Genomic DNA, 17840 nt, shown 5'->3' with positions numbered 1-17840 from the left:
TTACTCTGAATCCTTTGTTGTAACGATAGGGGATGTGTCTGTTTCGTCGTCCGCATAAGGGTCCGGATGACCCAGTTCTGCAAGCAACGTTCGTTCCAGTGCTTCCATTTCTTCGGCTTCATCGTCATCTATATGGTCGTAACCAAGCAGATGCAAGCAGCCGTGAATGACCAGATGCGCCCAATGGGCGTTGAGAGCCTTGCCTTGTTCGGCGGCTTCGCGCTCGACCACGGCCACGCAGATCACCAGATCTCCCAGTAACGGGATATCCAGCAACTCGTCCGGCACGTCGGCCGGGAATGACAGCACGTTGGTGGCGTAATCCTTCTGCCGCCAGGTGTGATTGAGTTCGCGGCCTTCTTCTTCATCGACCAGGCGAATGGTCAGCTCGGAGTCGGCGGTGCGCTGGCGCAGGGCCAGTTCGCACCATTGACGGAACTCGGCTTCACTCGGGGCAGGTGCGTCGCTCGCCAGTTGCAGATCAAGCTCAAGCATCGCGTGGGGTGTCCTTTGGTGCGGCATCGGCAGCGCGATTTTCGAAGCGCTCGTATGCCTCGACAATTCGTTGCACCAGCGGATGGCGCACCACGTCCTTGGGCTGGAAGTGGGTGAAGCTGATGCCCGGAACGTCCTTGAGCACTTCGATCACATGATGCAACCCGGACTTGGTGCCGCGTGGCAGGTCGACCTGGGTGATGTCACCGGTGATGACCGCCGTGGAACCAAAGCCGATCCGGGTCAGGAACATCTTCATCTGTTCGACGGTGGTGTTCTGGCTTTCGTCGAGGATGATGAAGCTGTTGTTCAGCGTGCGACCGCGCATGTAGGCCAGCGGCGCGACTTCGATCACCTGACGCTCGATCAGCTTGGCGACGTATTCGAAACCGAGCATTTCGTAGAGCGCGTCGTAGAGCGGGCGCAGGTACGGGTCGATTTTTTGCGACAGGTCGCCGGGCAGGAAGCCGAGTTTTTCACCCGCTTCAACCGCCGGACGCACCAACAGAATGCGACGAATCTGCTCGCGTTCCAGTGCGTCTACCGCACAGGCAACAGCCAGATAGGTCTTGCCGGTACCGGCTGGGCCGATGCCGAAGTTGATGTCGTTACCGAGGATTTCCTTCACGTAGCGCAGTTGATTCAAGCCGCGCGGGCGAATCATGCCTTTTTTGGTGCGCAAGGCGACGGACGGTTCGGCGGGGGAGTGGTTGTCCAGTTCCTCGACGGCCGATTCCTGCAGGAACAGGTGAACCATGTCCGGCGACAGCTCGGTACCTTTGGTTTCCCGGTACAGGCGGCGCAGCAGGTTTTCCGCGGAGGTGGTGTGTTTGGGCTCGCCGATCAGTTCGAACTGGTTTCCGCGGTTGCGGATCTCGATGGTCAGGCGCTGTTCGATCAAGCGCAGATGCTCGTCGAATTGCCCGCACAGATTGGCGAAGCGGCGAGCTTCAAAAGGCTCGAGGATGAAGCGATGTGGTTCTATGGGTGCGTTCAAGGTCGTATTTAGCCGCCCTGGGGCAATATTGATGAAATAAAGGATAACGCCAGTCGCCTGGGTGCGAAAGCTCTTAAATATCGCAATGCCGCACACGGTCCTGTAGGAGCGAAGCTTGCTCGCGAAGGACGATAACGCGGTCCGTCAGGCAGACGGCGGTGTGGCCTTCGCGGGCAAGCCTCGCTCCTACAGGTTATGCGGTGTTATTGGATCAGCGAGCCCCGCAGCGAGTGCGGTTGCGCGGCGTCGATGTGCACGTCGGCGAACTGGCCGATCAGGGTCGGATTGTCGCAGCGGAAGTTGACGATACGGTTATTCTCGGTGCGCCCCTGCAGTTCGCCAGGGTCTTTTTTCGAATAATCGGTGACCAGAATCCGCTGAACGGAGCCCACCATTTGTCGGCTGATCTCGAACCCTTGCTGGTTCAGGCGATGTTGCAGGGCATTCAAGCGTTCTTTTTTCAGTTCTTCCGGCGTTTCGTCGGCCAGATCGGCGGCCGGGGTGCCCGGGCGCTGGCTGTAGACGAACGAGTAGGAGAAGTCGAAGCCGACGTCTTCGATCAGCTTCATGGTCTGTTCGAAGTCTTTTTCGGTCTCACCCGGGAATCCGACGATGAAGTCCGAGCTGATGCAGATCCCCGGCACGGCGGCCCGCAGTTTGCGCAGTTTGGACTTGTACTCCAGCGCGGTGTGGTTGCGCTTCATCGCCGCGAGGATCCGGTCGGAGCCTGATTGCACCGGCAAGTGCAGGTGTTTCACCAGTTCCGGCACGTCGGCGTGGGCCTGGATCAGGCTGTCGGAGAACTCCAGCGGGTGCGAAGTGGTGTAGCGAATCCGGTCGATGCCATCGACTGCGGCGACCACCCGGATCAATTCCGCCAGGTCGGCCAGGCGACCATCGTGAGTGGTCCCGCGATAGCCGTTGACGTTCTGCCCCAGCAGGGTCACTTCGCGCACGCCGTTTTCGGCCAGGTGGATGATCTCGGCAATCACGTCGTCGAACGGCCGGCTGACTTCTTCACCGCGGGTATAAGGCACCACGCAGAAGGTGCAGTACTTGCTGCAGCCTTCCATGACCGACACGTAAGCGCTGGGCCCATCGATGCGGGGTTCGGGCAAATGGTCGAATTTTTCGATTTCCGGGAACGAGACGTCGACCTGCGGCAGTTTGGTAACGCGCGCGGCGTCGATCATTTCCGGCAGGCGGTGCAGGGTCTGCGGGCCGAACACCACGTCGACATACGGAGCGCGATCACGGATGGCCGCGCCTTCCTGACTGGCCACGCAACCGCCGACGGCGATGACCATTTCCGGATTGGCCAGTTTCAGTTCGCGCCAGCGGCCTAGCTGGGAATACACCCGGTCCTGGGCCCGTTCGCGGATCGAGCAGGTGTTGAGCAGGATCACGTCGGCGTCTTCAGCGCGGGCGGTGACTTCCAGGGCCTGATGTTCACCCAGCAGATCGACCATGCGCGAGCTGTCGTACTCGTTCATCTGGCAACCGTGGGTTTCGATGTAAAGCTTCTTGGCCATGGAAAGATTCATCACGTGATTCAAAGAACCGCGCATTATAGGGAACATGCCCCAAGGTTCCTACCGCTGCGCGTCCGGTGGCTATGTTATAGTTCGCGCCCTCATTTTTATCCCCGATGTGTTACCCGCCCACCATGACCAAACGTGAAGCTCCAATCTACAAGGTGATTTTCCTCAATCAGGGCCAGGTGTTCGAAATGTACGCCAAGCAGATCTATCAAAGTGATCTGTGGGGCTTCCTGGAAGTGGAAGAGTTCGTCTTTGGCGAGCGCACGCAAGTGGTCGTCGATCCGAGCGAAGAAAAGCTCAAGGCTCAGTTCGAAGGCGTTGTGCGCAGTTTTGTGCCGATGCATTCGATTGTGCGCATCGACGAGGTCGAGCGCCTCGGCACGCCGAAAATCAGCGAAGCCCGCGGCGCGGTCGGCAATGTCATGCCGTTTCCGATGCCGATGCCTGAGAAGTAAGCAGCAGGTTTTTTAAGGTGGGAATGCCGCCTTCGACGCTCTGCGTCGGTGACGCGGAGAGTCACGGGATGAATTCCCACGCAGAGCGTGGGAACTATTGGATCCGGCAATTCAGGGAAGTGGTGAAAACGGCGTACGCCCGTCGGCGCTCTGCAATTCCATCAGGTATTTACGGAAAATTTGCCCCAGTACCTGGGTAGCAACTTCCAGGTCTTCGCGGGGCATTTTTTCGGCGACCTCGTCGGCGGTGTCCAGTGCCTCTTCGGCGCCGTTGACCGCGGCCATTTTCAGCACGATATACGCCTGAACGTTATTGGCCGGTACGCCTTCGCCATGGAAGAACATGGTGCCGAGTTTGAATTGCGCCTGGGCATGACCTTGCAGCGAGGCCTTTTCGAAGTAGCTCAGGGCTTTATTGAGGTCGCGCGGCGCGTTTTTGCCTTCGTAGTAGAACTCACCCAACTCGTATTGTGCTTGCGCATCCCCTTCATCCGACGCTTTCTGGCAGGCGGCGAGCGCTTGCGTCAGGTCTTGCGGCTGAGTATTGAGGGTGCAGCGACCCATCGCCGGGATCAACAACGAGTTGCCGCCTGCTTGTGCGAGCGCGAGCAGGGGCTGAAGGAGCAACAGGCAGCCCAATGCAAGGGTGCGGCCGGTGCGGTTCATGGGAATCGACTTACCTCTGAGGGGCGCGCGGACCCGTCGAGGGATCCAATAAGCGCGCATTATGAAATAAGCAGGGCCAACCTTACAAAGTCTTTACTCGTTTTTCTGCTGCGCGGGGACTATATCACCCACTTTGCGGGGGATTATTGGCAGACGAGTAGGAAAAAGGGTGCGGGTGTAGGTGAAAGCTGACGCTGGCAATCGCCAACGTCAGCGTCGTAGCTTTACTTCAGTGCAGCGAAGGCACGCTCGGCGGCGTCCAGCGTCAGTTTCAACTCGGTTTCGCCGTGGGCGATCGAGGTGAAGCCGGCTTCGAAGGCGCTCGGCGCCAGGTACACGCCGCCCTCGAGCATCAGGTGGAAGAAGCGACCGAACAGGTTCGCATCGCTGGCCATGACGTCATCGAAGGTGACGATGTCGTCGGCGCCGCTGAAGTACAGACCGAACATGCCGCCGGCCTGAGTGGTCACGAACGGAATGCCGGCGGCGTCGGCGCGCTGTTGCAGGCCATCGAGCAGGCGGCTGGTGTAGTTGCTCAGCTCGGCGTGGAAACCGGGACGACTGATCAGGCGCAGCGTGGTCAGTCCAGCGGCCATCGCCAGCGGGTTACCCGACAACGTACCGGCCTGGTAGACCGGGCCCAGCGGCGCGATGCGTTCCATGATCTTGCGTTTGCCGCCGAAGCAGCCCACCGGCATGCCGCCACCAATGATCTTGCCGAAGGTGCTCAGGTCCGGTGTTACGCCGTAATGGGCTTGGGCGCCGCCGAGGGCGACACGGAAACCGGTCATCACTTCGTCGAAAATCAGCACCACGCCGTGCTTGTCGCACAGGGTCCGCAGGCCTTCGAGGAAACCCGGTGCCGGCGGTACGCAGTTCATGTTGCCGGCCACCGGTTCGACGATGATGCACGCCACGTCCTGGCCGACTTCGGCGAGCATGGCTTCTACCGCGTCGATGTCGTTGAACGGCAGGGTCAGGGTGTGTTTGGCGAACGCCGCCGGTACACCGGCCGAGCTCGGTACGCCTTGGGTCAGGGCGCCGGAACCGGCTTTGACCAGCAAGCTGTCGGAGTGGCCGTGGTAGCAGCCTTCGAATTTGATGATGCTGTCGCGACCGGTGAAACCACGGGCCAGACGGATCGCACTCATGGTCGCTTCGGTGCCGGAGCTGACCATGCGCACCATTTCCATCGATGGCACGATCGAGCAGACCAGATCGGCCATCTCGGTTTCCATCGCGGTCGGGGCGCCGTAGGACAATCCGTGCTCAAGCTGTTTGCGTACCGCGTCCAGCACGTCCGGGTGGCTGTGGCCGAGAATCATCGGGCCCCAGGAACCGACGTAATCCACATAGCGCTTGTCGTCTTCGTCGGTGACGTAGGCGCCTTCGGCGTGTTTGAAGAACAACGGCGTGCCGCCAACGCTCTTGAATGCACGAACAGGCGAGTTCACGCCGCCGGGGATGTGTTTCTGGGCATTGGCAAACAGGGTTTCGGAACGAGACATTATTTGGCTCTCAAAATCAGGATTTGAACAATTCGTTAAAGGCGCGGGCGCGACGCGTCACTTCAGCCGTGCTCTGGGCACCGAACAGGCCATGCACCACCGCCAGCAGGTCGACCCCGTGGGCCACCAGCGGGGCGGCGTTGTCCAGGGTGATGCCGCCGATCGCACAGATCGGCAGGTGCAGTTTGCTGCGGGCCTGGTCGAGCAAGTCGAGGCTGCACGTCGGTGCGCCGGGCTTGGTGTTGGAATTGAAGAAGCGGCCGAAGGCGACGTAACTGGCGCCTTCTTTGGCGGCTTGTTCGGCGAGTTCGAGTTGCGCGTGGCAGGTAGAGCCGATGATCGCCTGACGACCGAGCAGTGCCCGCACCGGCATCAGCGGGCCATCGGTCTGGCCCAGGTGCACGCCGACATTCAGGCGCGCGGCCAGTTCGGCGTCGTCGTTGATGATCAGCTGGGTCTTGTAGCGTTCGCACAGATCGCGCAGGGCTTCGGCCTCGCGCAGACGCCGGGCCTCGTCGCTGCTTTTGTCGCGGTATTGCAGCAGGGTGACGCCGCCTTCGAGCGCCGCCTCCACGTACGAAAGAAATTTACCGGCCAGTAACTGGCTGTCGGTAATGGCGTACAGGCCACGTAGTTTCATCGGACAAGCCTCTGCGCTTTACGCATCGAAAGTTACGAACAGAAATCCAGCGGCAGGCGGCGGGGCACGAACTGGCCTTTGCCCAGCTGTTCCGCATCTCGCAGGGTGCGCCAAGTGTAGTCAAGCGCGCTCTGTACGGCACTGGCGAGGTGTTCACCTTGGGCCAGGCGACCGGCGAGGGCACTGGCCAGCGTGCAGCCGGAACCGTGATAGCTGCCGGGCAGGCGCTGGCAGGTAAAGGTTTCGCGGCGACCGTCGCGGCTGTACAGGCGGTTGTGGATTTCGTGTTCGTCGCCATGGCCGCCGGTGATCAGCAGGTGTTTGACGAATGGCAGGAGTTTTTCCGCGCACTCGTCGGCGGTGCCTTCGGGCAGTTCGGCGAGGATGCGGGCTTCGGGAAGGTTAGGGGTGGCGATGATCGACAACGGCAGCAAGCGTTCGCGCATGGCGTAGCCGACTTCGTCCTTGCCCAGTCGTCCGCCACCGCCGGCGCGCAGCACCGGGTCGCAGACCACTGGCAAATGCGGGTGCGCTGAAAGCAGTTCGACCACGGTGTCGACCATTTCCAGGGAACCGAGCATGCCCAGTTTGACGGCGGCGACTTCTGAGTCGTTGAGCACGGCATTGGCCTGGGCCAGTACCCACTCGCGATCGAGCACGCGGAAGTCAGTGACATTGACCGTGTCTTGCACGGTCAGGGCGGTGACGGCCGGAGCCGCATGGCAACCCTGGGCGAGCAGGGCTTCGATATCTGCCTGCAAGCCGGCGCCACCACTTGGGTCGTGGCCGGAGAGACAGAGGACAACGGGGCGAGAGCTGTAGATATTCATGGTGCGCGAGCTTACCACCAAACATGTTTTTTCGGGTGTCGACCCGTGAATCATGACGCGGTCCATGTAGCAGCTGCCGCAGGCTGCGTTCGGCCGCGTAGCGGTCGTCAAGCCTGTGTCCACGGTTCGCCTGATGCATAGCGGTGATTGATTTCGCGACGGCTTCGCCGTCGAACGCAGCCTTCGGCAGCTGCTACCGGGGAGATGTGCCTGGGCGCTCTTGTCACAACCTGATCAAGCCAACAGCTCTAGCTCAATACATTGCGCTGGAACGCCCGTTCTAGAGCCTTTGTAGGAAAAATTTCAATGGTGTTCAATCGCCACTAACGGCTATGCTAGAGTGGATCCAAACCAATAACAGGTAATACCGGTTTTACGTCTACTCAAAAGGAATGGGGGGCTTCCTGACAGAACCGGACAGGCCACGCTGGGGCTTAAATGCGCTATTTGCTGATGTTGCTGCTGTGCTTGCCCCTCCTGGCGAGCGCCGTCGAATTCGACGAGTTCACCCAGAGCCTTCCCCTGGGCCGAACGATGCAGGTTTATGAAGACGCGGGCGGTCAAGCGACCATTGCCGAGGTCCGTGCGCAAGCCGCGGCCGGGCACTTCAAACCCCACGATAAAGCCACCCTCAATGCCGGCTATTCGCGTTCGGCGTTCTGGCTGAAAATCGACCTGCAATACCGTCCGACCAATCCGTCGGCGCAACGGAGCTGGCTGCTGGAGCTGGCTTATCCGCCCCTCGATCACCTTGATTTGTACTTGCCCGATGCTGGCGGTGACTATCAATTGGTCCGACAGACGGGCGATGCGCTGCCGTTCGCCACTCGCGAGATTCGTCAGAACAACTATCTGTTCGATCTGAGCTTTGCGCCCGGGCAGGCGCAAACCGTGTACCTGCGTCTGCAAAGCGAAGGCTCGATTCAGGCGCCCGTCACCTTGTGGTCGAGCACTGCTTACCTTGAAGAGCAGCCGGTGCGGCTCTACGTGCTGGGGCTGATTTACGGTGTGTTGCTGGGGATGCTGGTCTACAACCTGTTCATCTTCCTCAGCGTGCGCGATACCAGCTACCTCTATTACATCGTCTACATCGCCTCGTTCGGCTTGTATCAGCTGTCGGTGAACGGCGCGGCCGTGGAGTATTTCTGGCCGGACAATCCGTGGTGGGCCAATGCCGCGACGCCGTTCTTTATCGGCTGTTCGGGGTTGTTCGGCAGCCAGTTTGCCCGCAGCTTCCTGCGGACGGCCACCCACAGCCGCTGGCTGGACCGTGTGCTATTGGCGCTGATCGCGTTCAGTGCGGTGGTGATTGGTTTGTCTTTGATGACCAGTTACGCCCTGGCCCTGCGTCTGGCGACGGCGCTGGCACTGGTCTTTACCGTGGCGATTTTCGCTGCCGGGATTTTCGCCTGGTTGGGCGGCTTGAGGGTGGCGCGCTACTTCATCATTGCCTGGTCGGCATTTTTGCTCGGTGGTGTCGTCAACACGATGATGGTGTTGGGGTATTTGCCCAACGTGTTCCTCACCATGTACGCCAGTCAGATTGGCTCGGCGATTGAAGTGGCGTTGCTGTCCCTGGCCCTGGCCGATCGTATCAACGCGATGCGCGAGCAACAGGCACAGACGTTGTTCGATGCCGGCCAGAAGCTCGAAGTGCTGAACCAGCAACTGGCTCACAGCAACAGGCTCAAGGACGAATTCCTCGCCACGTTGACCCACGAACTGCGCACGCCCATGAACGGTGTGATCGGTTCGCTGGAGCTGATGCAGACCGTCGAGATGAACCCGGAGCTGGAGCAGTATCAGCAAACGGCGGCAGGTTCGGCGCGGGACATGATGCGCATGGTCAACGGCATCCTCACTCTGACCGAATTGCAGGCCGGCAAGCTCAAGGTCTATCCGGACACGTTCAGCTTGCGCAGTATGGTCGAGTCTTTGCGCGGGCAGTTCGATGGCAATGCGTCGAGCAAGTCATTGGACTTCAAGGTCGAGGTAACGCCCGGGTTGCCGGATCGCTTATTCGGCGACAGCGGCAAGCTGGCGCAATGCCTGGAATGCCTGTTGGACAACGCAATCAAATTCACCCGGGTCGGAGGTCTGGCGCTGCGGGTGACGGGTAAACCGGCGGAGCCCGGTCGGCTGGCGCTGTCTTTTGCGGTGATCGACACCGGCATCGGTTTTACCGATTTGGGAGAGGCGGCGCTGTACCAGCGCTTCTTCCAGCTCGACGGCTCGATGACCCGTGAGTACGGCGGTCTTGGCGTTGGCCTGGCGATCTGTCGGCAGTTGGTCGAATTGCTCGGGGGCCGCCTGAGCCACCGTTCCGAACCAGGCCGTGGAAGCCGCTTCCAGCTGGACGTCGAATTCGAGCTGTCGGTGGTGGAACCTGCGCCCTCGATCACCCGGCAGACCACAGGCCTGCGCTTGCCCCAGGAATGCACGGTATTGCTGGTCGATGACAACAGCATCAATCAATTGGTGATGCGCGGCATGTTGCTCAAGCTTGGGTTCCGGGTACGCACCGCTGACAGTGGCCTTGCTGCGCTCGATCAATTGCAGTGTGAAGCCGTTGACGCGGTAGTGCTCGATTGCCAGTTGCCGCCAGTGGACAGCGCCTCCATCTGCCGCCGGATCCGTGCGTTGCCGGGTTGCGCCGAATTACCCGTGTTCATGATTGCCCTGAGTGTGGACCGAGTGCACTGCCCGAGCGATACCTTGGTCGACTACCTGAACAAACCGGTGAAATTCGAGGACTTGCAGGCTGCGCTGTATCGACGGGTGCTCTGTTCTGGACAAGGCGAAAGCGCCGACAGTTAGGCAGATATGCCACTTTGTTCAGCCTCGGGGCGGTGCTTAACTGAAAGTCCCTTGGCTGACCAAAGGAGCCCCGTCATGAACCTGCATCAGTTCGCCGAAACCCACGAAGTCACCAACCAGCCACCGTCGCTGGACGGCACCAACCTCTATCGCATCGACCTGCCTTTGCAGGAATGGTCGCGGCGGTTCGATGGCGGTTGGGCCGAGTCGCGGATCGACGCTTACGGCGCATTGGCCGGCGGGCCGCTGATGGAAGCCGGGTTTGCGGCCAATCAGAACAAACCGGTGTTCGTCAGCCATGACCGTTACGGCCATCGTATCGACCTGGTGGAGTTTCACCCGGCTTATCACCAGTTGATGCGCACGGCGGTGGAGCATGGCCTGACAGGGTTGCCCTGGACCGATCCGCAACCGGGCGCCCATGTGGCTCGCGCGTCCATGACGTATTTGCACAGTCAGGCTGAAGCCGGCAGCGGTTGCCCATTGACCATGACCTTCGCCAGCGTCCCGGCGATACGCCTGCAACCGGATCTGGCCCGGCAATGGTTGCCGAAAATCCTCGCCACCGAATACGACCCGCGCAATGTCGGCATGGCCCACAAGGCCGGGGTCACCATCGGCATGGCGATGACCGAGAAGCAGGGCGGCACCGACGTGCGGGCCAACACCACCAAGGCCTATCCGGTCGGCGCCGGTGGGCCGGGCCAGGCGTATGAACTGGTGGGCCACAAGTGGTTCTGCTCGGCGCCGATGTGCGATGCCTTCCTGACCCTGGCCCAGACCGACAAAGGGCTGACCTGTTTTCTGCTGCCGCGTCATCGCCCGGATGACACGCGCAATCAGTTCTACATACAGCGGCTGAAAAACAAACTCGGCAACTGGTCCAACGCCTCCAGCGAGGTGGAGTTCCGTGGCGCCCTGGCCTGGATGGTCGGCGAAGAGGGCCGGGGCGTTCCGACCATTATCGAAATGGTCGCCATGACCCGTTTCGATTGCATGGTCGGCTCCAGCGCGCTGATGCGCCAGGCCCTGACCCAGGCCAGCCATCACTGCGCCCACCGCAAGGTCGGTGGCAAGTTGCTCAGCGAACAACCCCTGATGCAAAACGTGCTGGCCGACCTGGCCCTGGAAAGCGAAGCCGCCCTGGCGTTGAGCCTGCGCATGGGCCGGGCGCTGGATCATCTGGATGACGAGCACGAAGCGAAATTCGCCCGGCTGGTGACGGCAGTGGGCAAGTACTGGATCTGCAAACGCGCGCCCGCGATGATCAACGAAGCGGCCGAATGCATGGGCGGCGCCGGTTACGTCGAAGAAAGCATCTTGCCGCGACTGTACCGTGAGGCACCGGTCAACTCGACGTGGGAAGGTTCCGGGAACGTGCAATGCCTCGACGTGTTGCGCGCACTGTCGAAAGAGCCGGGTGTTCTCGATGTGCTGTTCAACGAGTTGGGCGATGGCCATGGCGACAAGCGCCTGGCCGCGCACATCGGCCAGTTGCAGAAGGCGTTCAAGGACACTGACGACATTCAATACCGTGCCCGCCAGCTCACCGAAGACATCGCCTTGGGGCTTCAGGCCCGGCTGTTACTGGAGGCGGGCAATGCGGCGGTCAGCGATGCATTCATCGCCAGCCGCCTAGGTTCGGCCGGGCGGGTGTACGGAACGTTGCCGCGGGGGTTGGATGTGCAAGCGATTGTGGCTCGGTCGACCCCGCAAGGCTTGTGATCGACACCGAGCCAATGGTGTATAGCCAACACGCCACTGTTCCCGTGAAGCGATGATGCAGGCAAGATGAAGGTCTGCAAGTCAGAACACAGGAAGCTGATCGTGACCGAAGCGTTTATTGTCGTTCAAACCGCCGAGCAAGCCGTGGACCGGCTTGCTGTCTTGCACGAGCGTGCAACCACAGCGCTGAATCAGGCGCTCAAACGTTATCTCAAGGATCGCGTCGAGCCGGACGCTGAACAGCGTGCTCTGTTTCGTTATCCCGAGTTGCGTCTGACCTACCTCTGCCAGGGCGAAGTCCCACAGACCACTCGCGCCTATGCCAAGGTTCAATTGCCGGGGACCTACAGCGTCACCGTCACTCATCCGGCGGCCTTTCGCAAATACCTGCTGGAACAACTTGTCCCGTTGATGCACGACTTCACCGTGACCGTGGAAGTCGGCGTCAGTCAGCAAAACATTCCTTATCCGTACGTGGTCGAGCAGGGCGATGAACTGGCTGGCTCCGGCGTCACCGCGGCGGTGCTGGCGCGCGTGTTCCCGAGTACGGATCTGTCGGCCGCTACCGATGGCATCGCCGATGGTTTGTACGATTGGGAAAACACCGACCCGTTGCCACTGGCCCTGTTCGACGCCGCACGGGTGGACTTCTCCCTGCGCCGGCTGGTGCACTACACCGGCAGCGACTGGCGGCATGTGCAGCCGTGGATTCTGCTGACCAACTACCACCGCTATGTCGACCAGTTCATCGTTCATGGCCTGGAGCAACTGCGCAACGACCCACGCTTTGTGCGCATGGTGTTGCCGGGCAACGTGATCATCGAAAAGGGCATGGATCACGGTGAAGCCTCGGCGATTGCCGCGGGCGTGGTCTGGCATCGTTACCAGATGCCGGCCTATCACCTGATCGCCAGCGACGGCCATGGCGTGACCCTGGTAAACATCGGCGTCGGCCCGTCCAACGCCAAGAACATCACCGACCATTTGGCCGTGTTGCGTCCGCATTGCTGGCTGATGATCGGCCACTGCGGCGGCTTGCGTCAGTCGCAGACCATTGGCGATTACGTGCTCGCCCACGCTTACATGCGTCGCGACGGGATTCTCGACCGGGTGGTGCCGCCGAACATTCCGATTCCGGCCCTGGCCGAAGTGCAGTTGGCGCTGCAGCAAGCGGCGGCCAACATCACCGGCGAGAAGGGCGACGAACTGAAGAAACGCCTGCGTACCGGCACCGTGTTGACCTACGACGACCGTAACTGGGAACTGCGCTGGGCGCAGGAACGTCCGCTGATCAACCTGTCCCGCGCCGTGGCGGTGGACATGGAGAGCGGCACGATTGCGGCCCAGGGTTATCGCTTGCGGGTGCCGTACGGCACGTTGCTCTGTGTGTCGGATAAACCGCTGCACAGCGAAATCAAACTGCCGGGGTCGGCCAACGCGTTCTATGAACGCGCGGTCAGCCAGCACTTGAAGATCGGCATCGAAGCGGTGGATCTGTTGCGCACCGAGCTCAACTCGCTGCACTCGCGCAAACTGCGCAGCTTCGACGAGCCGCCGTTCCGCTGATTGTTCTCATGGTCATTTAGCGGTCAGGGCACTAGCATGGTGAGCCCTGACCGTTAGATGTTCCTTTGCTCATGTCTCGTCCACAACGTCCCGTCTCTCGCCGCCCTGGCGCGAACAACCCGCAATCAGCCCCACGCCGCGTCGCCAAAGCGCCGCCGGCCGAGCCGAAGCTGATCCTGTTCAACAAGCCTTTCGATGTGCTGACGCAATTCAGCGACGACGAAGGGCGGGCGACGCTCAAGGACTTTATCGAAATTCCGGGTATTTACCCCGCAGGACGGCTGGACCGTGACAGCGAAGGCTTGCTGCTGCTGACCAATGACGGCCAGCTTCAGGCGCGGATTGCCGATCCGAAACACAAACTGGCCAAGACCTACTGGGTGCAAGTGGAAGGCGAGCCGACCGCTGAGCAGTTGCAGCGTTTGCGCGATGGCGTTGAATTGAACGACGGTATGACCTTGCCGGCCGAAGCGCGACAACTGGATGAGCCGCAACTGTGGCCACGTAACCCGCCGGTGCGCTTTCGCAAAAGTGTGCCGACGAGTTGGCTGGAATTGGTAATTCGCGAGGGGCGCAATCGTCAGGTGCGGCGCATGACCGCGGCGGTCGGCTTGCCGACGTTGCGCCTGGTGCGGGTCAAAATCGGTGACTGGTCGATCGAAGGGCTCGATCAGGGCCAGTGGAAGGAAGTGCCGGCGCGTTTATAGCGTGCCGGATTCGATCAGGCCGATGACCACGCTTTTGATCACGAATGCGGCCACGCCCAACCCCAGCACAAAGAACAGAATGAACGAGCCGAAGCGCCCGGCTTTGGATTTTTTTGCCAGATCCCAGACGATGAAACCCATGAAAATGATCAGGATGCTGACCAGGCCAGTCATCATCCACTCTTCGAAAACTGCAGGATCCATCGAACATCTCCAGCGCGGGCGGGGCTAAAAAGGCGGGGGGAGTATACGCCAAGGGGGAATGGCGGGGTATTGACCTGCGTCGGTGTGCCGCAGTCATTCGTCGCCTTGGGCAGTGATCGTTCCCACGCTCTGCGTGGGAATGCCGCCATGGACGCTCCGCGTCCGCTGTAGATCGTGACGCAGAGCGTCACAGGATGCATTCCCACGCGGAGCGTGGGAACGATCAGGTCAGAAGGGGCATCTCAGCTGCGCAGATGGGTTAGAGGCAGTTCGGTGCTATTGAGCACCTGGTTCAACACAAAACTCGATCGAACACTCGTCACCCCTTCAATCCGGGTCAGATGCCCCAGCAGCAGCTTCTGATAGTGATCCATGTCCGGCACCACCACCTTGAGCTGATAATCCGCATCCATCCCCGTCACCAGGCTACATTCCAACACTTGCGGTAACGTGCGAATGGCGGCTTCGAAGTTCTCGAAACGCTCGGGAGTATGGCGGTCCATGCCGATCAGCACGTAGGCAGTCAGGCTCAGGCCGAGCATCTTGCGGTCCAGCAAGGCGACCTGGCGGGAAATGTAGCCGTCGTCTTCCAGTTGCTTGACCCGCCGCGAGCAAGGCGAAGGCGACAGGCCGATGCGTTCGGCCAGCTCCTGGTTGGAGATGCGTGCGTCGCGCTGTAATTCCGCCAAAATACTCAGGTCGTATCGGTCGAGTTTGCTCATCAATCAGGCCTTTGTCATAACTATTGCGGCAGATTATCTATCCTGAGTTAAAAATTGCGCAAGTGATGTTTATTTGAGCAATCTTCGCAATCCTCTGCCGGCGTTCCGGGCCTATTCTTATCACCAGAATCACTGCTCGGACAAACAGTCCAGTGCGGCTCGCCCAATCAGGCCAGCTGCGGTCGCCACCCCCACCGGGGCTGTGTCGGCCCCCGAGCTACACACTGTCCAGAAGACGGCGTGAGGTGAGCCGACGTCATAAGCGTCGAGCACGGACGAAGTTCTCAAAGGGAGGCCGACGGGTCTCCCTTTTTTCTTGCCCGCAATTTGGCATGCCCTTAATAAAGAGCCGCTCAATAAATAAGTGGAGGACTGATAACCTGTTGCAGAACCGGCCTGCGCTTTCCCAGTCTTACGTACAGGCCCTAACCCGCAGTGAGGAAAAGCATGAAATCGCGCATCTGGCGTTTGGCCGGTGTTGGTTTGCTGTGTGTGAGTGTCACTGCACAATCGCTTGCCGATGAGCCGCAGAACCGTGGCCCCGATGGCGGACAACATGGGCCTGAACATCGGGGTAATGACCAGGGCCAGGGCCGTGGCGACAGCAATCAGCCACGCCCGCAGAACAACGAAATCATTCGTGGCGACAACAGCCGCAAGTTCGAGCTCCACGACCAGAATCAGGGCGGTCAGTGGCAGAACCGTGCGCCGCACGAGTCCAACAATCAGGGCGGCCAGTGGCAGAGCCGTCCACTACACGATTCAAGCGTTCAGGGTGGCCAGTGGCAGAACCGTCCGCTATACGATCCAAACGTTCAGGGTGGCCAGTGGCAGAACCGTACACTGTACGACTCCAATGTTCAGGAGCGAGCGCCGCAACAGCCGAGTAACAATCTGCCAATCCAGAGTCGGCCCGATACCGTGCGCCAGACCCAGGAACCGCGGCGTGGCTACTATCAGGACGAGCGGTGGCGTAACAATTACAACCAGCCATGGCAGACCGGGGGGCGGGAGCCGCGTCACGATGACCGTCGCTGGCCCGGTCGCCCGGATGGGCACGGTAATGGCTGGGGCCCCGGTCCGCAGTATCGTCCGGGGTACGTGATCGACCGCTTCCCGGAGGACCGTCACTTCCGTGTGCCCTATCGTGGCCAGGATTATTTCTATTCCGGTGGTTACTGGTATCGCCCGCAAGGCCCGCGTTATGTGGTGGTTCAGCCGCCTCGCGGGATTCGTGTCAGCTATTTGCCCGATTACGCCCGTGAAGTGTGGATCGGCGGCACGCTGTTGTTCCTGGCGGCCGGCGCGTACTACGCCTACCAGGAGAGCACTCAGGATTACGTCGTGGTCGAACCTCCCGTGCAGCCGCAACCGGTCGGCAATGGTTACGACGTGGTGGCGTACCCGGCCAATGGCCAGTCGCCGGAGGAAGTCAGCCGAGACGGTTATGAATGTTATCGCTGGGCCGTGGAACAGAGCGGTTTCGATCCGCGTGCCGTCACCTACCAACCGGATCCGTCGGTGGTGCAAGCTTACCGACAGGCCCAGGGCAACTGCCTGAGCAGTCGCGGTTATCAGGTGAGTTACTGAGCCCTGGCGGCCTTCACCACTTCCTGCGGGTCGGCGTGCACCAGCACTTCGGCTCGCGGGTAGGCGGCGTGAATCGCATCGGCGGCTTGATCGCTGATGCTGTGGGCGACTGACAGGGTCAAGTCCCCCGGCAATTCCAGATGCAATTGCACGAACCACTGGTTACCGGAAATCCGCGTGCGCAAGTCGTGGGCACCCAAAACCCCCGGTACGCTGCAGGCCAGTTCGAGCATGTGCTCGCTGACATCAGTCGGCAATTCTTCATCCATCAGCACTGCAAAACTTTCCCGGGCGATCTGAATCGCGCTCCAGAGGATGTAGGCAGCGATTCCCAGACCGAACCAAGGGTCGACTTGCTGCCAGCCAAACCCGGCCAGCACCAGCGCCACGAGAATGCCGCCGTTGAGCAGCAGGTCCGAGCGGTAATGCAAGGAGTCGGCGCTCACCGCGTTGGAACCGGTAGCCTTGATTACCCGGTGCTGCAACATCAGCAGGGCCACGGTCAGGACGAGGGAGAACACAATCACCCCGATACTGAGCCACGCTGCGCCTATCGGTTCCGGATGTTTCAACCGTTCGATCGCCTGCAAGGCAATCAGCACTGCACTGCCGCCAATGAACAGCGCCTGAGCCATGCCCGCCAATGATTCGGCCTTGCCGTGCCCATAACGATGATCGTTGTCGGCCGGGCGCAAGGCGTAATGCACGGCCATCAGATTGAGCAGCGAGCTGACGCCGTCGAGTGCCGAGTCGGTCAACCCGGCGAGCATGCTCACCGAGCCGCTCAGCCACCAGGCGATGGATTTGGCGATGATCAATATGCACGCGACCGCCACCGAGGCGCGCGTCGCCAGCCGCAGCAGGCGGGCGTGGTCGGTAGGGGTAGTCATCAGTGCTGTGATTCCTTCAAATGCACGAATTATGCAGCCGGTTGCAGGCCGAACATGGCCAGTTGCTGGGCACTGCCCTTGTGCTGGATCAGGCGTGGATCATCCAGCGGGAAGCTGCGGCCCAGTTCACTTTCCAGAATAGTCTGCAACTTGTGGTTATCGACCTTGCCGTCGGCGCCGATGGCCTCCTTGAGTTTTTCCGGGGCCACCTGAGCGGTCCGGCCAGGCTCGAAGTAAATGGCACCCGTGGCGAAGTCCACCGCAAAGGCAATCAGGCCGGGGATGATATAGAACAGCAGGCCCACGGCATCCAGCGCGGCAATGGCCGGGTCGATCTTGCCGTCGATCTGGCCGCGACGATCCGGGTAGAAAATCGAACCGCAGGCGGTCACCTGGGTCAGCAAGGACGCGATCAACACACCGCCGATCAAGCGAAAGGGAGCACGCATTTGAAATCTCCTGGGTTATCTGGAAACGAAGCATCGTC

The 17840-nt window shown here is 60.6% G+C and carries 17 protein-coding genes; 6 read left to right on the top strand and 11 right to left on the bottom strand.

Annotated features, from left to right (window positions below; all coding sequences use genetic code 11):
* The 3 genes from ybeY to miaB all read right to left on the bottom strand — a co-directional run bounded on the left by ybeY (nt 1) and on the right by miaB (nt 3024).
* Nucleotides 1–495, bottom strand: a complete 495-nt coding sequence (gene ybeY / locus PMI21_RS16775) for an rRNA maturation RNase YbeY (protein WP_007937400.1) — start codon at nt 493–495, stop codon at nt 1–3.
* Nucleotides 488–1492 (bottom strand): PhoH family protein, encoded by a 1005-nt coding sequence (locus PMI21_RS16780; protein ID WP_019650896.1) that lies wholly within the window; start codon nt 1490–1492, stop codon nt 488–490. Before PMI21_RS16780 ends, ybeY begins: the two co-directional genes overlap by 8 nt.
* Before the next feature lie 203 nt (nt 1493–1695).
* Complete coding sequence (gene miaB, locus PMI21_RS16785; protein ID WP_033063960.1) at nt 1696–3024, bottom strand: tRNA (N6-isopentenyl adenosine(37)-C2)-methylthiotransferase MiaB; 1329 nt, start codon at nt 3022–3024, stop codon at nt 1696–1698.
* A 134-nt stretch (nt 3025–3158) separates the two neighbouring features.
* On the opposite strand from miaB, the gene PMI21_RS16790 reads away from it, so the two are divergent.
* Entirely contained in the window at nt 3159–3488 is a 330-nt protein-coding gene (locus tag PMI21_RS16790) for a DUF1820 family protein (RefSeq protein ID WP_003185742.1), read from the top strand.
* Between the two features lie 111 nt (nt 3489–3599).
* On the opposite strand, the gene PMI21_RS16795 is transcribed toward PMI21_RS16790, so the two are convergent.
* From PMI21_RS16795 to PMI21_RS16810, 4 genes are all read right to left on the bottom strand, one after another.
* Nucleotides 3600–4154: a tetratricopeptide repeat protein gene (locus PMI21_RS16795; RefSeq protein ID WP_007937389.1), complete on the bottom strand. Its 555-nt coding sequence runs from the start codon at nt 4152–4154 to the stop codon at nt 3600–3602.
* A gap of 224 nt (nt 4155–4378) precedes the next feature.
* Nucleotides 4379–5662, bottom strand: a complete 1284-nt coding sequence (hemL, locus tag PMI21_RS16800) for a glutamate-1-semialdehyde 2,1-aminomutase (protein ID WP_007937387.1) — start codon at nt 5660–5662, stop codon at nt 4379–4381.
* Between the two features lie 16 nt (nt 5663–5678).
* A complete protein-coding gene (gene thiE / locus PMI21_RS16805) occupies nt 5679–6302 on the bottom strand; it encodes a thiamine phosphate synthase (RefSeq protein ID WP_007937385.1) in 624 nt (207 codons plus the stop codon).
* Nucleotides 6303–6334: 32 nt separating this feature from the next.
* Nucleotides 6335–7132: a hydroxymethylpyrimidine/phosphomethylpyrimidine kinase gene (locus PMI21_RS16810; RefSeq protein ID WP_019581334.1), complete on the bottom strand. Its 798-nt coding sequence runs from the start codon at nt 7130–7132 to the stop codon at nt 6335–6337.
* Between the two features lie 438 nt (nt 7133–7570).
* On the opposite strand from PMI21_RS16810, the gene PMI21_RS16815 reads away from it, so the two are divergent.
* The 4 genes from PMI21_RS16815 to PMI21_RS16830 all read left to right on the top strand — a co-directional run bounded on the left by PMI21_RS16815 (nt 7571) and on the right by PMI21_RS16830 (nt 13947).
* Entirely contained in the window at nt 7571–9949 is a 2379-nt protein-coding gene (locus PMI21_RS16815) for a hybrid sensor histidine kinase/response regulator (protein ID WP_007937377.1), read from the top strand.
* Nucleotides 9950–10024: 75 nt separating this feature from the next.
* Entirely contained in the window at nt 10025–11674 is a 1650-nt protein-coding gene (locus PMI21_RS16820) for an acyl-CoA dehydrogenase family protein (RefSeq protein ID WP_007937375.1), read from the top strand.
* 66 nt (nt 11675–11740) lie between these two features.
* On the top strand, nt 11741–13240 hold the full coding sequence (amn, locus tag PMI21_RS16825; protein ID WP_162130333.1) for an AMP nucleosidase: 1500 nt from the start codon (nt 11741–11743) through the stop codon (nt 13238–13240).
* Nucleotides 13241–13311: 71 nt separating this feature from the next.
* The gene (locus tag PMI21_RS16830) at nt 13312–13947 is read left to right on the top strand and encodes a pseudouridine synthase (RefSeq protein WP_007937371.1); all 636 of its coding nucleotides are present in this window, start codon (nt 13312–13314) and stop codon (nt 13945–13947) included.
* Here the strand turns inward: PMI21_RS16830 and PMI21_RS16835 are convergent.
* Entirely contained in the window at nt 13942–14151 is a 210-nt protein-coding gene (locus PMI21_RS16835) for a DUF2788 domain-containing protein (RefSeq protein WP_007937369.1), read from the bottom strand. The two genes, PMI21_RS16830 and PMI21_RS16835, sit on opposite strands and share 6 nt — an antisense overlap.
* Before the next feature lie 242 nt (nt 14152–14393).
* Nucleotides 14394–14873, bottom strand: a complete 480-nt coding sequence (locus tag PMI21_RS16840; protein WP_007937367.1) for an Lrp/AsnC family transcriptional regulator — start codon at nt 14871–14873, stop codon at nt 14394–14396.
* Nucleotides 14874–15320: 447 nt separating this feature from the next.
* Between PMI21_RS16840 and PMI21_RS16845 the strand changes: the two genes are divergently transcribed.
* Nucleotides 15321–16463: a DUF6515 family protein gene (locus PMI21_RS16845; protein WP_007937362.1), complete on the top strand. Its 1143-nt coding sequence runs from the start codon at nt 15321–15323 to the stop codon at nt 16461–16463.
* Here PMI21_RS16845 and PMI21_RS16850 read toward each other — a convergent pair.
* Together PMI21_RS16850 and PMI21_RS16855 are read right to left on the bottom strand one after the other, a co-directional pair.
* Nucleotides 16457–17353 carry a cation diffusion facilitator family transporter gene (locus PMI21_RS16850; protein ID WP_007937355.1) on the bottom strand — a complete coding sequence of 299 codons (897 nt, stop codon included), beginning with the start codon at nt 17351–17353 and terminating at the stop codon, nt 16457–16459. The two genes, PMI21_RS16845 and PMI21_RS16850, sit on opposite strands and share 7 nt — an antisense overlap.
* Nucleotides 17354–17382: 29 nt before the next feature.
* On the bottom strand, nt 17383–17802 hold the full coding sequence (locus tag PMI21_RS16855; protein WP_007937354.1) for a hypothetical protein: 420 nt from the start codon (nt 17800–17802) through the stop codon (nt 17383–17385).
* Between the last annotated feature and the right edge of the window lie 38 nt (nt 17803–17840).

It is taken from the genome of Pseudomonas sp. GM18 (genome assembly GCF_000282195.1).
In the GTDB taxonomy this organism is placed as follows: domain Bacteria; phylum Pseudomonadota; class Gammaproteobacteria; order Pseudomonadales; family Pseudomonadaceae; genus Aquipseudomonas.
This window is presented reverse-complemented; position numbering and strand designations above follow the sequence as displayed.